Source organism: Neolewinella aurantiaca (genome assembly GCF_008014675.1).
Taxonomy (GTDB): Bacteria; Bacteroidota; Bacteroidia; order Chitinophagales; family Saprospiraceae; genus Neolewinella; species Neolewinella aurantiaca.
The window spans coordinates 1-17109 of record NZ_VOXD01000046.1 but is presented as its reverse complement, the minus strand read 5'-3'; the positions used below and the strand labels follow the sequence as shown (position 1 = coordinate 17109).

General features: G+C 51.9%; 16 protein-coding genes. 7 read left to right on the top strand and 9 right to left on the bottom strand.

Going from position 1 to position 17109, the window contains the following annotated elements; genetic code table 11:
* The first annotated feature begins 11 nt into the window (after positions 1-11).
* From FUA23_RS20550 to FUA23_RS20540, 3 genes are read left to right on the top strand one after another with little or no spacing between them, the layout of a single operon-like run.
* The gene (locus FUA23_RS20550) at positions 12-701 is read left to right on the top strand and encodes a glycosyltransferase family 2 protein (RefSeq protein ID WP_147932659.1); all 690 of its coding nucleotides are present in this window, start codon (positions 12-14) and stop codon (positions 699-701) included.
* Between the two features lie 44 nt (positions 702-745).
* On the top strand, positions 746-1096 hold the full coding sequence (locus tag FUA23_RS20545; protein WP_147932658.1) for a DUF2304 domain-containing protein: 351 nt from the start codon (positions 746-748) through the stop codon (positions 1094-1096).
* Positions 1093-2175 carry a glycosyltransferase family 4 protein gene (locus FUA23_RS20540; protein ID WP_147932657.1) on the top strand — a complete coding sequence of 361 codons (1083 nt, stop codon included), beginning with the start codon at positions 1093-1095 and terminating at the stop codon, positions 2173-2175. The genes FUA23_RS20545 and FUA23_RS20540 overlap by 4 nt, the downstream gene beginning before the upstream one ends.
* Positions 2176-2212: 37 nt before the next feature.
* Here FUA23_RS20540 and FUA23_RS20535 read toward each other — a convergent pair whose 3' ends face one another.
* Genes FUA23_RS20535 through FUA23_RS20510 form a run of 6 tightly spaced genes read right to left on the bottom strand, consistent with a single transcriptional unit; the run spans position 2213 to position 7588 of the window.
* The gene (locus tag FUA23_RS20535) at positions 2213-2566 is read right to left on the bottom strand and encodes a hypothetical protein (RefSeq protein ID WP_147932656.1); all 354 of its coding nucleotides are present in this window, start codon (positions 2564-2566) and stop codon (positions 2213-2215) included.
* 19 nt (positions 2567-2585) lie between these two features.
* The gene (locus FUA23_RS20530; protein ID WP_147932655.1) at positions 2586-3293 is read right to left on the bottom strand and encodes a class I SAM-dependent methyltransferase; all 708 of its coding nucleotides are present in this window, start codon (positions 3291-3293) and stop codon (positions 2586-2588) included.
* Positions 3293-4663, bottom strand: a complete 1371-nt coding sequence (locus tag FUA23_RS20525) for an NAD(P)/FAD-dependent oxidoreductase (RefSeq protein WP_187271160.1) — start codon at positions 4661-4663, stop codon at positions 3293-3295. Before FUA23_RS20525 ends, FUA23_RS20530 begins: the two co-directional genes overlap by 1 nt.
* A 21-nt stretch (positions 4664-4684) precedes the next feature.
* Complete coding sequence (locus tag FUA23_RS20520; protein WP_147932653.1) at positions 4685-5827, bottom strand: acyl-CoA dehydrogenase family protein; 1143 nt, start codon at positions 5825-5827, stop codon at positions 4685-4687.
* Positions 5817-7331, bottom strand: a complete 1515-nt coding sequence (locus tag FUA23_RS20515; RefSeq protein WP_147932652.1) for an amino acid adenylation domain-containing protein — start codon at positions 7329-7331, stop codon at positions 5817-5819. The genes FUA23_RS20520 and FUA23_RS20515 overlap by 11 nt, the downstream gene beginning before the upstream one ends.
* 2 nt (positions 7332-7333) lie before the next feature.
* The gene (locus tag FUA23_RS20510; protein WP_147932651.1) at positions 7334-7588 is read right to left on the bottom strand and encodes an acyl carrier protein; all 255 of its coding nucleotides are present in this window, start codon (positions 7586-7588) and stop codon (positions 7334-7336) included.
* A 270-nt stretch (positions 7589-7858) separates the two neighbouring features.
* Between FUA23_RS20510 and FUA23_RS20505 the strand changes: the two genes are divergently transcribed.
* A complete protein-coding gene (locus tag FUA23_RS20505) occupies positions 7859-8653 on the top strand; it encodes an ABC transporter permease (protein WP_187271159.1) in 795 nt (264 codons plus the stop codon).
* Positions 8653-9486, top strand: a complete 834-nt coding sequence (locus tag FUA23_RS20500; RefSeq protein ID WP_147932649.1) for an ABC transporter ATP-binding protein — start codon at positions 8653-8655, stop codon at positions 9484-9486. Before FUA23_RS20505 ends, FUA23_RS20500 begins: the two co-directional genes overlap by 1 nt.
* A 133-nt stretch (positions 9487-9619) precedes the next feature.
* Here the strand turns inward: FUA23_RS20500 and FUA23_RS20495 are convergent, their stop codons facing one another.
* The 3 genes from FUA23_RS20495 to FUA23_RS20485 all read right to left on the bottom strand — a co-directional run bounded on the left by FUA23_RS20495 (position 9620) and on the right by FUA23_RS20485 (position 13617).
* Positions 9620-12139, bottom strand: a complete 2520-nt coding sequence (locus FUA23_RS20495; RefSeq protein ID WP_147932648.1) for an SGNH/GDSL hydrolase family protein — start codon at positions 12137-12139, stop codon at positions 9620-9622.
* Positions 12140-12231: 92 nt separating this feature from the next.
* The gene (locus FUA23_RS20490) at positions 12232-12810 is read right to left on the bottom strand and encodes a sulfotransferase domain-containing protein (RefSeq protein ID WP_187271158.1); all 579 of its coding nucleotides are present in this window, start codon (positions 12808-12810) and stop codon (positions 12232-12234) included.
* Positions 12811-12891: 81 nt separating this feature from the next.
* The gene (locus FUA23_RS20485; protein ID WP_187271157.1) at positions 12892-13617 is read right to left on the bottom strand and encodes a sulfotransferase family 2 domain-containing protein; all 726 of its coding nucleotides are present in this window, start codon (positions 13615-13617) and stop codon (positions 12892-12894) included.
* Positions 13618-13759: 142 nt separating this feature from the next.
* Here FUA23_RS20485 and FUA23_RS20480 point away from each other — a divergent pair, with 142 nt between their 5' ends.
* Both FUA23_RS20480 and FUA23_RS20475 read left to right on the top strand, forming a co-directional pair.
* Positions 13760-15769, top strand: a complete 2010-nt coding sequence (locus FUA23_RS20480) for a glycosyltransferase (RefSeq protein ID WP_147932645.1) — start codon at positions 13760-13762, stop codon at positions 15767-15769.
* Positions 15766-16872 (top strand): glycosyltransferase family 4 protein, encoded by a 1107-nt coding sequence (locus FUA23_RS20475; RefSeq protein WP_147932644.1) that lies wholly within the window; start codon positions 15766-15768, stop codon positions 16870-16872. The genes FUA23_RS20480 and FUA23_RS20475 overlap by 4 nt, the downstream gene beginning before the upstream one ends.
* Positions 16873-17109: the final 237 nt, after the last annotated feature.

The following is a 17109-nucleotide window of genomic DNA, read 5'->3' as shown; positions in this document are numbered from 1 at the left end:
AGCTAACTGGAATGACGTCCAATTCGTCCGATATCTGGGTTTGTCTTCCGGCCTACAACGAGGCCACCGTATTGGAGGAGGTTTTTACGGAGTTGCGCTCCGAAGGGTTCAACAACGTGTGCGTCATCGACGATGGCAGTTCAGATGGTACCGGCGAGCTGGCCCGCCGGCTGGGGGCCGTGGTGGCAACGCACCCCATCAACCGCGGCGCAGGCGCGGCAGTGATGACCGGCATCCAACTGGCGCGACAGCGCCAGTGGCAGCACCTCGCTTTTATAGATGCCGACGGCCAGCACGTTGTCCGGGACCTGCACAAACTCCGTGAACTGATGCAAGAGCAGCAATGCGATCTGGTGGTGGGTAGCCGGTTCCTTGATCCCTCACTTTGCATCCCGCGTTCGCGCCGCTTCTTCAATGGTATTGCCAACACCATGACCAACATGTTTGCCCGTGGTTCGTACACCGATAGCCAGTCGGGGATGCGGCTCCTGAACAGAAATGCCATCGTAGCAATTAATCTGGACATCGACGGTTTCGGCTTCTGCAGCGAGATGCTCATGAAGGCAGAAAGTAAGCAGTTGGCAGTGGGCGAAACGGCGATTTCGGTACGGTACACCGATTACTCGGTGAGCAAAGGGCAAGACCTTCAGATAGGCTTTACGACCGCATTGAACTTCCTGTGGAACATAGTTTTCCGCTAGCCCTTCGGGAAGAATACCCTTCTGGTTTCGTACCTTTCGCTCTCATGGAGATTCGTATTTTTCAGATCGTTGTTCCTTTGCTTTCCCTGATTTTTGTCTTGGGGCTGGCTACGCGCTATCAAAAGGGCAGAATCAACCTGCGCGAATGCACCTTCTCCGTCCTCTTCTGGGTAAGTCTGGCGGTGTTCTCCATTTTCCCGGATGCCATTTCCTCCTTCGTCGCCCGGGTTTTCGGTATTGCGGACAACGTCAATGCCGTAATTTTTCTCGGCATGGGCATACTTGTGTACCTGATTTTCATGCTTTACGGAGAAGTGAGGGAGAACCGGAAGCAGGTAACCGAACTGGCGCGTAAAATTGCGCTGCGCGACGCAGACAAGGACGCTGAAGAATGAATATTCTCTTTGTCCTGGAGCACTACCCGCCTTACATCGGCGGCGCCGAAACCCTCTTCGGGATGCTGGCGGAACAACTGGCCGACAAAGGACACCGCGTCCGGGTAATCACCACACGCTTCCGCCCTGATTTGCCGGTTCGCGAGGTTCGTTCCGGCGTATCCATTCAGCGCATAAATTGCGGCAACCGCTTCTTGTTTTCGGCACTGGCCTTCCCCGCAGCGTGGCGATCGGCACGGTGGGCAGACGTGATTCACACTACTACTTACAACGCAGCACCACCAGCCTGGTTGGCCGCCCGACTGAGCGGCACGCGGGCCGTGATCACCTTTCACGAATTCTGGGGTGACCTCTGGTTACAACTACCTTTTCTGTCTCGGTTTCAGGCATGGGCTTTCCGTGTTTTTGAGCGCTTCGTACTCAACCTTCCGTTCGACAGCTACGTGGCCGTTTCCGATTTCACGGCGCGGACGCTGGTGCAAAACGGAGTTAAAAAAGAGAAGGTCATCCGCATTTACAACGGACTGAACTACGATGATTTCACCGGCATGGAGCATCGTCCGAAGCCCGGCTTTCACTATACTTTCTTCGGTCGGCTGGGAGTATCCAAAGGTCTCGACCTGCTGCTGCCGGCAGCAGCTGAGCTGAAAAAGACGCACCCTCAGGCAAGGCTTAGACTCATCATACCGCGGCGCCCCGCAGCGATGCTGGCACGCATCAACGGGATGCTCGACGAACTGAACATCAGAGATGTTACCGAAATTCATCATGAACTCAGTGACGAAGACCTCCGCGAGTTGCTACTCACGTCTTCCTGTGTCGTTATTCCCTCCTACAGCGAAGGGTTTTGTTTTGCGGCGGCAGAAACTGTGGCAATGGGCATCCCGGTTATTTCCTCCGGGCGGGGGGCCTTGGTGGAAACGGTTGGCGGGCAATTCCTGGAAATGGAGGAGATGAGCACTGTCTCCCTGGCACGACTCCTCCGTCGTGCTGCTGCGGGAGACTACGACACGAAACCGATCATCCGGTACACGCTCCGGAACTCAATCGCTCATTACACTAATTTCTACGACCAATAATCTTCAGTTAAGACAGGCTCTCGTCGGCAAATGCTGACTATTTATTCCTTGCCTTTTTCAACTGGTCTTCGGTAAGTACTTCGCTTTTAATCCGTTCTACCATCTTTTTAACCATATCACTGCGCTCCGATACGCTGGCGTTGGCAAAGTCGTACTCACTACTCATCTTGAGGATCTCGGCTTTCTGCTCTTCCGTGAGGGTAACACGAGACTCGAATTGGCTGATCGCTTTTTGTCCGTAATCTGATGCATCTCCCTGAAAAACGGCCTCGTCGACCTCTTTCTCCATCTTTGATATCGTCTCAGCTTCTGCTGCGGAGTCGGGGGCGCGATTACAGCTTGTCAGAAAGAAGCAAAGTGTTGTGATTCCTGCAAAAAGTAAAAACCTCATAATCGTATTGATTTTATTGTTAGGCTGGATGTACCAGTCCCTGTACAGAAGGGATAAATATAGGTTCGCCGGTTAGGAAATTGAGATTAGTTTCTAACTTCCCTTTGCGAACATCAGTAGTTTTAAAGCCTGAAGACGGAAAGAAGTTCGTAACGGTTTCCAACTCCAGGCCGCGCGGGGGTAAATTACTGATAAAAACCTGCTGCATCCGTTTGGGTAATTCCGCAAACCGATCAGATGATTCCGTAAAGTACTCCCGGATGCCTGCCGAAACCTCGTTGAAATAACAGCAGCCCCGTTTCCCCATGAGAATGGAAAGGACCTCCTGAAAGCGGGCCAGGTGCTCGGGTAATATCTGGTGCAGTACGCCCCGCATGTAGACGTTAGACTCTCCGATACGTGCGCGCAGCGCTTCGGCCATATCCGGCCGGGTGGCATCCAGGAACTCGTACCCGAGTCCTTCCTGCTGGTGATTTTCTTTTGCCATTTCCACCGCAACGGTAGCTACATCTACCCCAATCACATGATCGTAGTGTGCGCGCAGGTAAGCGGACTGTTCTCCCGTACCACACCCCAGATCAACAACGGGAAGACCGGGGTCAAAAGGATCGGCAAAATACCGTTGGTCGAGGGCGACGGCGCGTTCGGGCTCTACGTCCCAGAGAGCTTTTCGCCCCAGCTTCCGGTAATTTCCTTCGTAATAAGCGTTCCAGTTATCCTCGTACATTAAGCCATTGTTATAACGGATTCCTCCTTGCGCCGGCAAACCGTGGCGTCCACCTCTGTTACCGGGTGCTTGATCAGGTTACGGTACTTATCGATCATGCTTTTATCGCGCAGCAATTCGATTGCCTTAATGTACTTCTGGTGATTAGAGAAAAAGTCTCCGGCCAACACCAGATGAAGAATCGAATAAGCTGTTTCGAATTTCTTATAGCTCTGGTCTAGTACTTTGTCAACACCGGAAAACCGAACGGAACCGGGCTCGTAAAAAGTGTTGATCAGTTTTTCGACAAGCTGGTAAGCTCCGTCAACATCCTGATACGCCTTTTCGAGGACGGTACCATCATTATTTTCAAGCAAAGCACTGATACCCTCCGCTACCCGCTGGCCGCCCTTAATGCCCAGGTAAATACCGCTGGAGAAAATGGGATCCAGAAACCCGGCCGCATCACCGACGATGGCGAAGCGGTCTCCGTATTTCTCGGCCGCATAGTAGGAAAAATCTCCATTTGCAGCCACTGGCTGCGCCAGGCTGGCTCCCTCGATAGTGCGCGCAACTACCGGAGAAGAGCGTAGTTCCTCCAGGTAGAAAGCCTCCTGCCAGTTGTCGTGGGCTTTACTGAGTTCTCTGCGCCGGGCATTTACATAAGTCATATTGGCGGCTACTCCCATGCTGAGGCGGCCGTTTGCCAGAGGGATCATCCAGATCCAGCCAAGCTTCTCCCCTTCCAGGTGAACGATCTTAATATTACCCTCAGCCAGGTCTTCTTCCAGATTTGCGTTCAGCCAGTGGCAGGATATCGCAGCCCGGGGTTTGAGGCTTTCGAAGGGCTTTTTGCTCCCAAACTGTCTCGCCAGCAGTGTGGTCTGCCCGCTGGCATCAACCACAAAGCGTCCCTTAAAGGTTTTGTCCTCTCCGTTAGCATCCGTAGCTGAGACGTTGACTCCTTTACCGTCATCCGTAAAGTCAACCTGTCGCACACTCATTTCCTCCGCTACCTCTACACCGTTAGCTTCGCTGTTGCGAAGCAGAATGTCATCAAATTTAGCTCTGTGAACATGGAAGGACAAGTAGCTCGGGTCGTTTATCACGTGCGAGAAGCACCAGTGAGATTGGTCAGTACCATCGTAATTAGAAAACGTTACGCCGGGTTTCCGGCTGAAGTTGGCCTCCATTTTGTCCAGTACGCCAAGTTCTTCAAAGACCTGGTAACAAAAAGGCAACAATGATTCGCCTACGTGTTCACGCGGGAACCTGGCTTTCTCGAGCAGCAGGACATCATGACCTTTTCGGGCCAGCGTAGTGGCCGTAGTTGATCCGGCGGGGCCACCCCCGATGACGATTACGTCGTAATTTTTATCTTCTGAATTCATGATGTTCGAAGTCATTTGCGGTTAGCGGAGGCCCAAATATCGGGCAATAATATTACACTGAACTTCCGAAGTGCCGGAATAGATTGTTGACGCGGCAGAATTGGCCAAACATTCTGCTGCAGGATGGCCGGCGTGAAAAGCTACACCTCCATAAGTTTGGTGCAGCTGAACGGCAAAATCACGGTAGAGCTCACTAACGAGTAGCTTAACCATCGCCGCCTCTTCGGCAACGGGCTGTCCTTCGTCCAGCTTTTCGGCGGCCAGGATCATCAGTGCCCGGGCGGAAGCCATCCGTGCCTTAAGCCGCGCTAAAGGGTGTGTGACCGACTGGTGCTTACTGATGGCTACACCTCCCGGTTTCCGGGAATTAGCAAACGTGACTACATTTTTGAGCAGTCGCGTCATCTCCCCAAGATGAAGTGCACCGAGGCAAATTCTTTCCCAGTTCATAGACTCCTGAAAGATCACCGCTCCCCCGCCGGGACTGCCAAGAATGTCTTCATCACCAACAATCAGGTCTGCAAACGCAAACTCCCCGAGCAAACATCCAGTCAGCCCCGCCTTTGGGATTACCGGTCCTCTCCTAAAGCCGTGCTTCTCGGGGTCCAGGACAAAAGCTGTTATTCCACCAAAAGCGCCCTTTTTCGGGTTGGTCATTGCGTAGGTCAGCACCAAATCGGCTACCGGGCCGTTGCTGCAGTACGTTTTCTCTCCCCGGAGCCTGTACTTCCCGGCAACGGGTTCGGCAACGGTTGCCATGTTATACGCCGCTGAACCTGCCCCGCCTTCTGTCATCGCGTTGGCGACTACGCATTCTCCGTTGGCTATTCTGGAGAGCCAATTTTCAGACTCTGCTGAGTCGCAGTAGGAATTGATCGGCACGACACAGGCCAGCAAATGGGCCGCGAGGGCGAAATTAAAGCCGGCATCTTCGTGCGTACGGCCCAGTTCTTCGAGCGCAAGGCAAGTACCTTTTGCTCCTAGTCCGAGACCGCCGTATTCAGTTGAAACAACAAGTCCGGGGAGTCCTTCCCTGCCCGCCATTGTCCATTTGAGGCGAAAATCGTCCGGCGTAGAGATACGCAACGTATTGGCTTGCTGAGCAAAGCGCTCAATTGCAGTTATTACTTCTCCCGGGCTGATCACAGCGTCATTATTCTTCATCTACAGCGGCTTGCAGGGTGGCATAATCAGTTTTCTGAGAACTCGTTCGGGGCAATTCGACTTCCTGCCGGAAACCATCGGGCACCATATACAAGGGCAGGTGTTCCCGGCAGTAAGCCATCAGGTCGAGTTTGGTGGGTGCGGGTTCTCCCGAAGTGACCTCGTAGTGTGCCACGAGCTTTACGCCTCCGTCTTTGGCAGTTCCGGTCGTAATTGCCGCGCGGGAGACCGCGGGATGTAGCTGAAGGGCAGCTTCTATCTCGGCGGGCTCGATGCGGTAGCCTCTTCGCTTGACCATCCTGTCCTTACGCCCAAGGAAGATCAGGTTTTCCTGATCATCCACCCACACCAGATCTCCGGTGTGGTAAAACCGCTCATCGTTGTAGCTGATGAAGGCGCGACTTGTTGCTTCCGGATCGAGATAGCCGACCGCCAGTGAATCACCAGCGACGAGCAGTTCTCCCTCTGCGTCCGGCACCTGATTAACAGGTCCATCGTCCCACAATAATAAGCGGGCGTAGGGACAAGCCCTGCCGATGGGAATATTTTTTTGCTGCCCCGGCTCAGGTACCCCGCGCAACCGGTGGAAGGTTACGACGTTGGTTTCCGTTGGTCCGTAGAGGTTTGCGATTTCAGCCTCAGGCAGCGTTTCCATCAAACGAACAAGGTCGGCGACGGGGTAAGCCTCTCCGGCGTAAAGCACCTGGCGCAGACCAGTAAGGTTATGCGTTTCACATTTACCGTGGCTTACCAGCAAGCGTAGTGAGGTAGGGGTCGTATACAGGAAGCTTGCTCCGAGTTCAGCCAGTTCACCCGCCAGCAGCCGGGGGTTTTTGGTGGCTGCTTCGGAGATCAGGACAAGACGAGCGCCAGAGGTCAGCGTTGCGTGGAGGTCGAAAATGGAAAGATCAAAATGAAAGGGAACTACAGAGGCGACACTATCCGTCGGCCGAAGATTAAACTCAGCACTGGCCCAACTGACAAACGCCAAAGCGGCGGCCTCGCTGATGGCAACGCCCTTCGGCTTGCCGGTAGAACCGGAAGTAAACAAGATGTACGCAAGGCCGGGAAGTTCATCTCGGGCAGCATCATCAGCAGCGATCAGTGCGACGAACTCTTCTCCTTCATCCGGGATAATGGGCTCCTCGTCCCAGACTCCGTCTAGTGTTCCCAGAAGGCCGGGAGCGGCAAGTATCAGTTTCGGTTTTGCTTCGGCAATTACGAACTTATTACGCGAGAACGGAGCGGCAACATCCAACGGAACGTAGGCGGCTCCCAACCTGATTACAGATAATATCACGACAACCTTAAACTGCGATTTAGGCAATACCAAAGCTACCCTGTCGCCGGCAGTAACACCGTATCCTTCCAGAACATCGCTGAATTCGCAGACCCTGAGGTCGAGCTCCCGATAAGTCAGTTTCCCTTCGGCCTTGCTTTCCAGTGCGACCTGATTTGGGTAGCGGAGGGCTGTTTCAGCGAAGTTGCCGGCGAGTCCGTTCATGCTTACTTTGCGCTTACTTTAGACATAACGAAGGCCTCGATAAGCGCAAGGTTGTCAAGATTATCCTGATCTACTTCGTGCGCCTGAAATGAAAAGCTGTACTTGTTTTCCAAAAACTCAACCAGCTGCAGGGCAGAGATGGAATCGATGATACCGCTGCTTAGTAGCGGCGTGGAATCGGTCAGTGGTCCCACATCGGCTTCATAGGCGAATTCTTCAATAATGTAGGCCTTTACGTCTTCTTTGATGTTAGTCATTTCTTTGTTTAGTAGTTTTGTGCGCGGACGCAGGTACAGGGCAACTTAAGAGGGCAAGGTACGAAAGCCATTACAACCACCGGCCGGTCACCGGCCGATTACAGTATTTCAAGGAGTATTCTCTTGAAAACCTGCTTTGCACCTGCGCACTGCGCCCACCTAAAAGGCACTTTGTGCCAGCGAGAAACCATGACCAACACCCCCAAGTCACCCGACAGTCACCTGTTATCTCCGCTTCATCTTTCTGAGCAGCAAAACACACGTGTGTCTGTGAGTAAGACATTTCAGGACCTCCGCTCTTACTCGCTGCTTGTACGGCAGTTGAGCCGTGTTGAGATCCGGGCCGAATTTCGTCGCTCTTTATTAGGGCTGGGCTGGATGGTACTCGTACCGCTTGTAGCTGTTTTAGTTTGGGTTCTTCTCAACCAGGCAGGCATCCTCAACCCTGGCGACACGGAGGTTCCCTACCCTGCTTATGTATTATTGAGCACTTCGGTTTGGGGGTTCTTTGCGGAAATCTACCGCGCCTGTTCCCGAATTCAGGAGAAGTACGGCCGATTGCTACTGATGACGCCTTTTCCGATAATTACCCTGGTAGCCCAGGCCGTCGTAGTCCACTTGATCCGGTTTGCAATTCCCTTATTCCTTAACGTAGCGGTTTTATGGCTTTTTGGCGTCCGGTTTGGGTTGGCCGCACTGCTGTTTCCCTTTGCCCTGATTCCGTTGCTTCTTCTTGGTACCGGGATCGGACTACTCGTTTCTCCACTTCGAATTGTTGTTGCGGATATCAGCCGGATGGCCGATGAAGGTATTCGCTTATTGATGTACCTGACGCCAATTCTTTATTCCCCTAAGCTTGAAATCGGGATACTTTCCGATCTGGTTGCGATGAACCCACTTACCTATTTGATCGGGTTCCCCCGTGACCTACTCACAAACGGGACCTTTTTCGCACCTTTCTATTTCGGATTTTTTGCCGTATTGAGTATCGTTTTCTTTCTCATTGCGTTTCGTATTTTTCAGATTACCGAGCCGCGCATCCGTGAGCGATTAATAGCCAACTAATGGAAAAACAACCACTCATTCAGGTCTCGGGACTCCATAAGAAATTCAGTTCCGATCTGCGCAGAGGTCTCCTGCACGGCGCTCAGGATATGTGGCGCGACATTGTTTCTCCCTCACGTAAAAACCCTGGTCTCCGTAAGGGAGAATTTTATAGCCTCCGCGATATCAATATGACGCTGTACTCCGGAGAAATCCTTGCCATAGTAGGAGTAAACGGCTCCGGCAAGACTACCCTGATGCGGCTAATCAGTGGTATTTACAACCTGGACGGGGGAACTATAACAAGCTTACCCGGCTTGAAACTAACCGCTATTTTTGCTCTTAGCGCCGGTATGCAGCCACTCTTCACCGGCCGCGAGAACATTTACATCAAAGGTTCTATGTACGGTATGACCCTGCCAGAAATTGAGGCAAAAGTCCCCTTCATCGAGTCATTTTCTGAGTTAGGAGACCGCCTGGACCGCCCCTTTGGGAATTACTCTTCCGGTATGAAGGCCCGCCTTGCTTACTCCATCGCGATGGCTACCAACCCTGATGTATTCATCATCGACGAGTCACTCGCTGTTGGAGACTCGGCCTTCAAGGCCAAGTGCATGGACAACCTCCGTGAATTCGTCAACGAGCCGGGGAAGGGTGTGATCTTTATAACCAATCACATTCGTAAAATCCTTAAAGTCGCAGATCGCCTGCTGGTTTTAGACAAAGGCTCCGTGATCCATGAAGCCGAAGACGTCGGTGCTGGGCTCGAATTTTACATCAACAATTGCAACAAACACCTCGGTGCTGAAATGCAAAAGAACAAGCTTGCCGTAATTAAAAGCTACGAACTTTAATTCACCCTGAAGTAAAGAAAGGATTCACCCGGGCGCAGACCAGATTGTCGCGATTGCTCCTCCCCAGCGAAGCGATGTGGGAAGGCTTGGAAGGGATTGAGCGACAATCTGGTTTGCGCCCATTCACCCGTGGTCATTCTACTGCTTCCAGAAGCCTGATTAACTCAGTATTATTTCTAAACTGACGGAGCAATTCGTCAGCCATCAGACGATGAGCCTGTGCGTTCGGGTGATTATCCCCTTTAGCAACCCGTAGATTAGTTGCATCATATCCATCGTAAGCGGTCTGTACATCAACAACTAAAAATCCGGCCTTGCGGAAAATGTTTTTGATCTCTTCATCTTCGACCAATTTCTTTGCATTCTTCAGTTCAAGAACCGGTGTAAACATCATGACGGGCTTCACATTAGCCTCTCTGGCCAACTTCACAATCCGGCGAGCCGTCCAGGTTACCAGTTCACGGGCATAAGGGCGCAGCAAGCTCTGCTTTTTCAGCGCTGACATCTCTGGCTGGAGACCGGCAAGACGACTAATTTCGTTTATTTCAGGAAACAGGGAAGCATCTTCGGAGGTAAATATCTTGATAAATTCTTTCAGCCCGCGGCCAGTTTCTTCTGTATGAATTGCGTACAGCAAAACCTGTGGATTGTAAGTTATTGCTTCAGCCGCTTTCATTACCTGATTGGGCATTTTCATTCCGGAAAGCGCGAAATTCAAAATTTCTACCTTCTCTGAATTCGCCAAACCTCCTGTCTGGTTAAGGGTATCTTCCACGATATTCTCAAAAGTTTCTTCGTCCGAGACTCCTGCTCCCATTTCGGAAGACCCGCCCAGCAGGGCAATTCTCATCGTGTTAGGGGGGCGCTCAAAGTTGTATTCCCGATCCCTGAAACCGAATGAATTCGTAGTGAGGCGGGCGTCTTTAAAGATGATTTCAACATCGGGCAAAAGGCTTCGGGAGAATTCATTTTCGTTTTGCTTAATGATTCCAAAGCTCCCGAGCGGCTTCCACTCTCTACTATTCTCGTCTTCATTCTTTGCTACCCCTACCGTTGCCAGGTCTTTGCCCGTTAACAGGGTTTCGTAGTAGCCCTGAAACTGCCGCGCAGCGTCGGCAGCATTCAGTCGGGCTTCACGGACGGGGCCCAGGTCGATGGCCAGGGAGGTTTCCACCCATTTGCTTACGGGGTTGACCATCAGAACAACAGCCACCACCCAGAACAGGGCGTAAGCTTTCACCTTGAGGGATTGATCCGGATTCTTATTCGTTTTGTCCAGGTAGTAGCTCACGTAACTGCCCGCGATCCCGATGCAGTACAGCGCAACAAGTCCTCCGGCAATAAGGGCCAGCTGAACAGCAGAAATGGGAAGAGCGAGTTCGATCAACTCCAGCCAGGTTGCGATGCTCGGGCTTGTCCAGAACGACCACAGTACACTCATAAAAGTAAACATCCCAATCACCTGCAAGCAGGTGACCGAGGCTGCCCGCAAAGAGAATTCTTTGACTTTCTTCCTTTTCTTTTTGGTCTTAATCTGATAAATAGAATTAGCTGCAACCAGAAGGCCAAAGCCCAGCCAAAATATGGCGTCTATAATTGTAACGGGGAAGGTCCCTTTGATCCAAAACCATTGGTACTGATGGAGCCCCCAGTTGATGAGAAACACCAGCATGACCGATATAAACACAGCCACGCTGTTTCTTTTCGTGAACCGGAAATAAATGGGGAAGTAGAAGACCTTCATCATGAAGTCTTTCCAGTAAACATTGATCCGACGCCACAGATCGCTAAAGCCGGTAGCGAGGAAGTAGTTATCGAACGTAGGTGGAAGGTTGAAGCCGAAAAGGCACAGCATTCCGGTGGAGAGGTGAAAAATACCCGACAACCTCACGATCAGAGCGTAAGACACCGCCATGTACTGAATGACCTGAAAGACCGAACTGGTAGCAGCAGGATCGGGCATCAGGTAGTAATAGGCAATGCGGTAGAGCAACAGGTGAAACATACCCCGCATCATCCACAGCAGTCCTTTCTCCAGGGTTTCCGGTGAGACTTCCGGCTGGTAGGTTCTGGCGAATGTCTTGAGGTCTACGACCGGAAAAATGACGAAGATGAGGTTAGGTAGCAGAAAGAAATAATTCAACTTCAACCAAACGGAAGCATTCTGCCAGCCGTGATGCACTTCGTACAGGTAAAGGATACTACGAAACATGAAGAGTCCACCAATGACCGTCGAGACGATGCCTGCCTCAGCAAAGGGGAGGTACCCCAACTTACCCATCGCCAAAACACCTCCTGACAGGAGGGCCAGTAATGCCCGCCACCACACACCAATGGGCAGGTTAACGATCAGGAAAAACAACAGACCAATCACCAGAATCCCCAGCCCGGCGGTTACACCGAATAAAGCAAACATTGCACCTGCGTTCAGCGCCCAAATAAACTTCAGACGAGTTTCACCATCCAGCAGCCCTGACACGAAGAAGCCGGCCACAAAAATCAGAAACAGGCGAAAGAGCTGTAAGTCTTCCTCGAGTTGGAAGAAGTAAATCGCAGACAGGCAAAGAAGCACCCCAACGAACACGGGCAATCGCGCCTTTTGTTCAGCCCAGATGGCCTGGGCATTCCGGATGCCTGAAGATGATTCCAACATATGAGTATTTGACCTTACAGAGCAACGAGTTAGAGAGCTGCAAATGTAACCATCTTAATCCTGACCGTCCAGGCGCTGTTGCGGCCCCTCGGCTAACGCGCATTCTCCTTCAGTTCGAGCGCCCGTCGGTAAAGAGCAACGTCCCCGGCGTTGAGCCGGGCAATTTCTGCCCTGACTTCTGCCGTAACCTCTTCTGTTGGTCCCTCCGGCGCGCGCCGCGTATTCAGGTGAGCGGGCGTTACTTCGGGCCAGCCCAGTAAATTACTCAGGCGGCTGAGGTCGTTTTCATAGTCCTCCGTAAACCCGATAAAGAAGATGTCTGCCAGGTCAATTCCAGTCAAAAGCTTACTCATCACGTTGTTTTTTTCGGGCATCGTGGCGTAGGTAAGCAGAGATTCGTGCTTACGGTGCTTATTCAGTTCGTAGTTCTTTTTATTTCTGGCCGGATCGGTCAGGCCATTTTCAAAGAAGTGGTAATTGGAAATAACCCGTTCCACAGGATCACGGAGCCAGCAAATTACTTTCGCATCGTGCGCTTGCTTCACCTCAGCAATCTCTTCGTAGTGGAAGTGCCCATGAACAACTTTTGTTTCTCCGGTCAGGTAAGCGGCCAGGGGCTGACGCTTGTGCGCATCGCGCGTAACGTGGGTTCGGTGCAGGCTTTCTGTCACCCCGCCGCCGTAAAGCTCGCGCAGGGTATGTTAGAACGACGTCCCCGCTGTTTTAGGGACATGAATAGAGACCAATTCAATTTACGGCTTTTCCTTGCGGCGCGAACGCAGGTGCAGGGCCTGTTCATAAAGTGCCATATCTCTCTCGTTGAGCCGCGCAATCTCCGCTCTGGTTTCATCGCTGACCGCCGGTTTCTCCCTGGCCGTAATGTTGACCGCGGTTTCTTTCACCTCTTTCCAGCCCAGACGCAGACCGAGCTCAGCGAGATCATCGGTATAGTGTTCCTGAACGCCTACGAATTTGAAATCTTCCAACAACATTCCTTCGAGGAATTTGTGCTGGCGGTTACGGTTGATCTCGTCTCGCGCATACTCCAGTAAGGAACGTTGCATCTTGCTCAAAATATTGAGGCCCTTGCCTGCTTCATCGAGCTCTTCTTTCAGGCGCTTTTCCAGGTAGAAATAATTGGAAATCACCCGCTCTACAGGATGACGTACCCAGGTAATAAAGTCTACCCCTGAAGTCTCTGGAAATTGCTCCAGAATAACCGCCGGGCTGAAATGCCCGTGCACCACCTGGATACCATTTGGCAGAAAATCCTCTTCGTATTCTTCCTCGTTTAGCCGGGCTCTCCGGTTTTTCAGGTTTATATCGAGCCGGACCACCTCTTCTTCCCCGTAAGCTGTTTTGAGCGACTTGCGAAAACTGGTGCCTGCCGTCTTCGGAATGTGTACTGACACAAGCGTCAACGCCTTCTCCGGAGAAGGAGCACCTCTTTTTTTACGAAAAAAACGGAAGAGTTTCAATTTAAAATGCTTTATGTAGTGCCAAATATCGCTTACAAGCAACAAGAAATACTACTTTACCAGCCAGAAGCATAATTTTCTTTAGGGATTTATACTTTCGTCTGATGACTTTGGCTTTTCTTACCTCATCCCACCTTTAAATATGATCTGGCTAGCTTCCTTTCCCCGCTCGGGCAATACTTTTTTCCGAAACGTATTACATGAAGTTTACGGCCTGACCTCCAGCACCTACCATCAGGACCCCGACCGGGAGGTAGACTATAATTTCACCAATTATCCCGTAGTAAAGACCCATCTTCTTCCGGAGAAATTACCCCAGGAGTTAAAAGACCTCCCCGCCGTATACCTCATCCGGGACGGAAGAGACTCCCTCGTCTCCATCGCACATCACCGCAAAGACATCGTCGCCCCTGGTACCGACTTCTACAACAACCTACTCGAAGCAACCCTCGCCCAAAACGGCAGTTTTTTTGGCGGATGGTCCGAAAACGTCCAACAGTGGACGAAGAAGGCAGCTATCATCATTCGCTTCGAAGACCTCATCTCCGACCCCATCCGTGAGGTAGAAAAACTGAGGTCAATTATAGACTTGCCCGCTCCCAACCATTCCAAACTTCCTACTTTCCAAAGCTTACGCAACGGGCAACCGGCGTACGGGGGAGGAAAAGGTGAAGCTTTCAGCGCTGAACGGGTCAAAAAACATTTTCGGAGCGGTAAAGTGGGCGGCTGGAAAAATGAGGTACCACCTGAGCTCCAACGCCTTCTTACCAACATCCACGGAGCAACACTCCACCAGTTCGGCTACCTCGAGGCAACAGAGCACAAATTACCTCCTTCCCGACGAATCATAATAGAAGCATCTAAACTATCCACAACCGATAACGATGGCATCAAACGCTACCTGACCGGGCTAAGCCAGGGCCTTGCTCCCCTGCTCCCGCATTTTCCTCACCTGGACATTTCAATGGTTGACAACTTCGGCGTCGTACAGTTCGAGTCTCAGCAACCAATAGTAGCAAAAGAGCAGCAAGCCACCAGCGAAGAAAAAGCCGTTTTAACTGACCGGCGCACAATGTCCTACGAAAAGAGCCTGCTGTTGTTAAAGCTTTACATCAAAAAAGTGCTGCCCAGTTCGGTATACCGCCCCATTGCCAGCCTTTACCGCAACGGGCCTTTCAGAAGGTATCTGAATTCCTTTAAAAACGTAGCCAGAAATACCGCAACAGGTATGGGTTGGGCTCCTATTCAGGAAATCATCCAGTCTACCGACCTGATCCATATTCCGCTGCCGCAGCACTTCGATTTTCTTCCCCACGAAGGGAAGCGTGTCTTGCTCACCGTTCACGACTTCAGCCATTTGCTGTTCCCCGAATACCACGAGGACCTGAACGTGGAATCAGCCGAAAAAGGCATGCAGTCCGCCATCGCAGCCCGGGCTTCTTTCTTATCTGTTTCCAGCGCTACCGAAGACGACCTCAAGCGCTTGTACCAGCCGCCAGCAGAAAGTCTGCACCTCGTACCCGAAGCTGCCGATACAGATTTCTTCAACACAGAAGCGGCAAAGACAAACCCCGCGAACGTTTTCATGGAATACGGAATTCCTTCCTCTCCTTACCTGATGTGTTTGTCCACCATCGAACCCCGGAAAAACCTCGCTAACACCATCAAAGCGTTCTTACAGTTGAAACAGGACAACCCTGACCTCGATTGTAACCTTGTGGTCTGCGGTAAGAAAGGATGGAAAACCGACGAAATCTTCGCTGATCTCCCCGCCGACCTTCCGGGGGTAATCTTTACAGGCTTCGTCAACGACGCAGACCTCCCCGTTCTCTACGCTCACGCCCGGGCGCTATGCTACGTTTCCTTCTACGAAGGCTTTGGCCTTCCCATCGTCGAAGCAATGTCTTGCGGCACACCTACCATCTATGGCAACAACAGTTCCCTGCCCGAAGTAGCAGGAGATGGAGGTATTGGAGTAGACCCCAATGATCTTCCGGAAATCGCCGCGGCGATGCACCAAATGCTTACGGACAACGATTTCCATGCCCAAAAATCAGACGCTGCCTGGCGTCAGGCGAATAAGTTCTCATGGCTTAAAACTGCTCTCCTGACCATCAATGCTTATGAGAATATTCTTAACGATACGCCATGAAAATCGCCATCATTGCCGATCCTTTAGACAATCAGCGGGCTGGAGTTCACGTCTACGTCCGTGAACTCGTAAATGCGCTAAGCCAGATGAACACCCGGCATGAGTACATCATCATCCGTGAGAAGAAGGACCCGGCGCTCCCCCTGAAACAGATCGAAGTGCCGAACATTCACCTGCCAATCGGTTACGCATCCATGCGGTTGTTTTTCATCATTCCCCGGCTCCTTCGCCGGCTCAAAGTCGATGCCGTATTTGAACCCGCACATTTCGGTCCCTTCAACCTCCCCTCCGGAATGCGTCGGGTTACAATGATCCATGACCTCACCCCTATCCTGCTGCCCGACTACCACCGCTGGCACAGCCAGATACTACAACGAACATTCCTTCCTGGCATTCTCCGCCGGGCAGATACCGTACTCTCCAACTCTTTAAGCACCACCAACGACCTGGCCAGCGTCTACCCCTTTACCGCTCCCAAGACCGTCACTATCCCTCTGGGATACGATGAGCGCATCTCCCGGGATGAAGGGAACGAATTCACCGCAGCGTTCAAACTGACCGAACCCTACTTTCTTTTCGTTGGCACCATCGAACCACGCAAAAATCTAAGCGGCCTCCTCCGCGCCTACCATGCCTTCAGAGAGCAATCCACCGAGCAAGTCCAACTGGTGATCGTTGGGCAGAAAGGCTGGAAGTCCGGCACCTTTTTCGAAGAGCTCGAACAGCATCCTTACCGATCAGACATTATCCTCACGGGCTTTGTTCCGCTCGAACTACTCGGTCAGGCTTACACTAATGCTCTTGCCCTGGTGTATCCCAGCATCTATGAAGGTTTCGGGTTCCCTGTCGTGGAAGCATTGGCCTGTGGCACCAACGTTATTTGCCCCGACAACTCGAGTCTGCCTGAAGTCGGTGGCAACCTCGCTTACTTCTACCCCACAGAGCATGAAGACCTGTTAACGGACCATCTCCTGACGGTAGCCAAACAAGGCCCCGAGGTAAAAAGAAGAGCTGATGCTGGTCCCGAATGGGCCACACGCTTTTCATGGCGGAAGTACGCAGAAACCTTCGACTCCCTTTTTGATGCCTCACCCATTGTTTGAGCATTCGGCAATTTTCCGGGCGCGAACGCAGGTGCAATGAATGGTTAAGGGCCTGCCCTGTTCCGCAGGCTGCAGCGCCAGAGCTGTTCTGAAAAACAAAAACCCCGCCACTCGTCTCTGAGTGGCGGGGCTCTGTTCCGCAGCCTTCAGGCTGCGTTTCACGGGCGTTAACCCGTAACGATTACTGTACGATCATCTGCTTGGTAGCAGTGAAGTCGCCAGAAGTCAGCGTGTAAG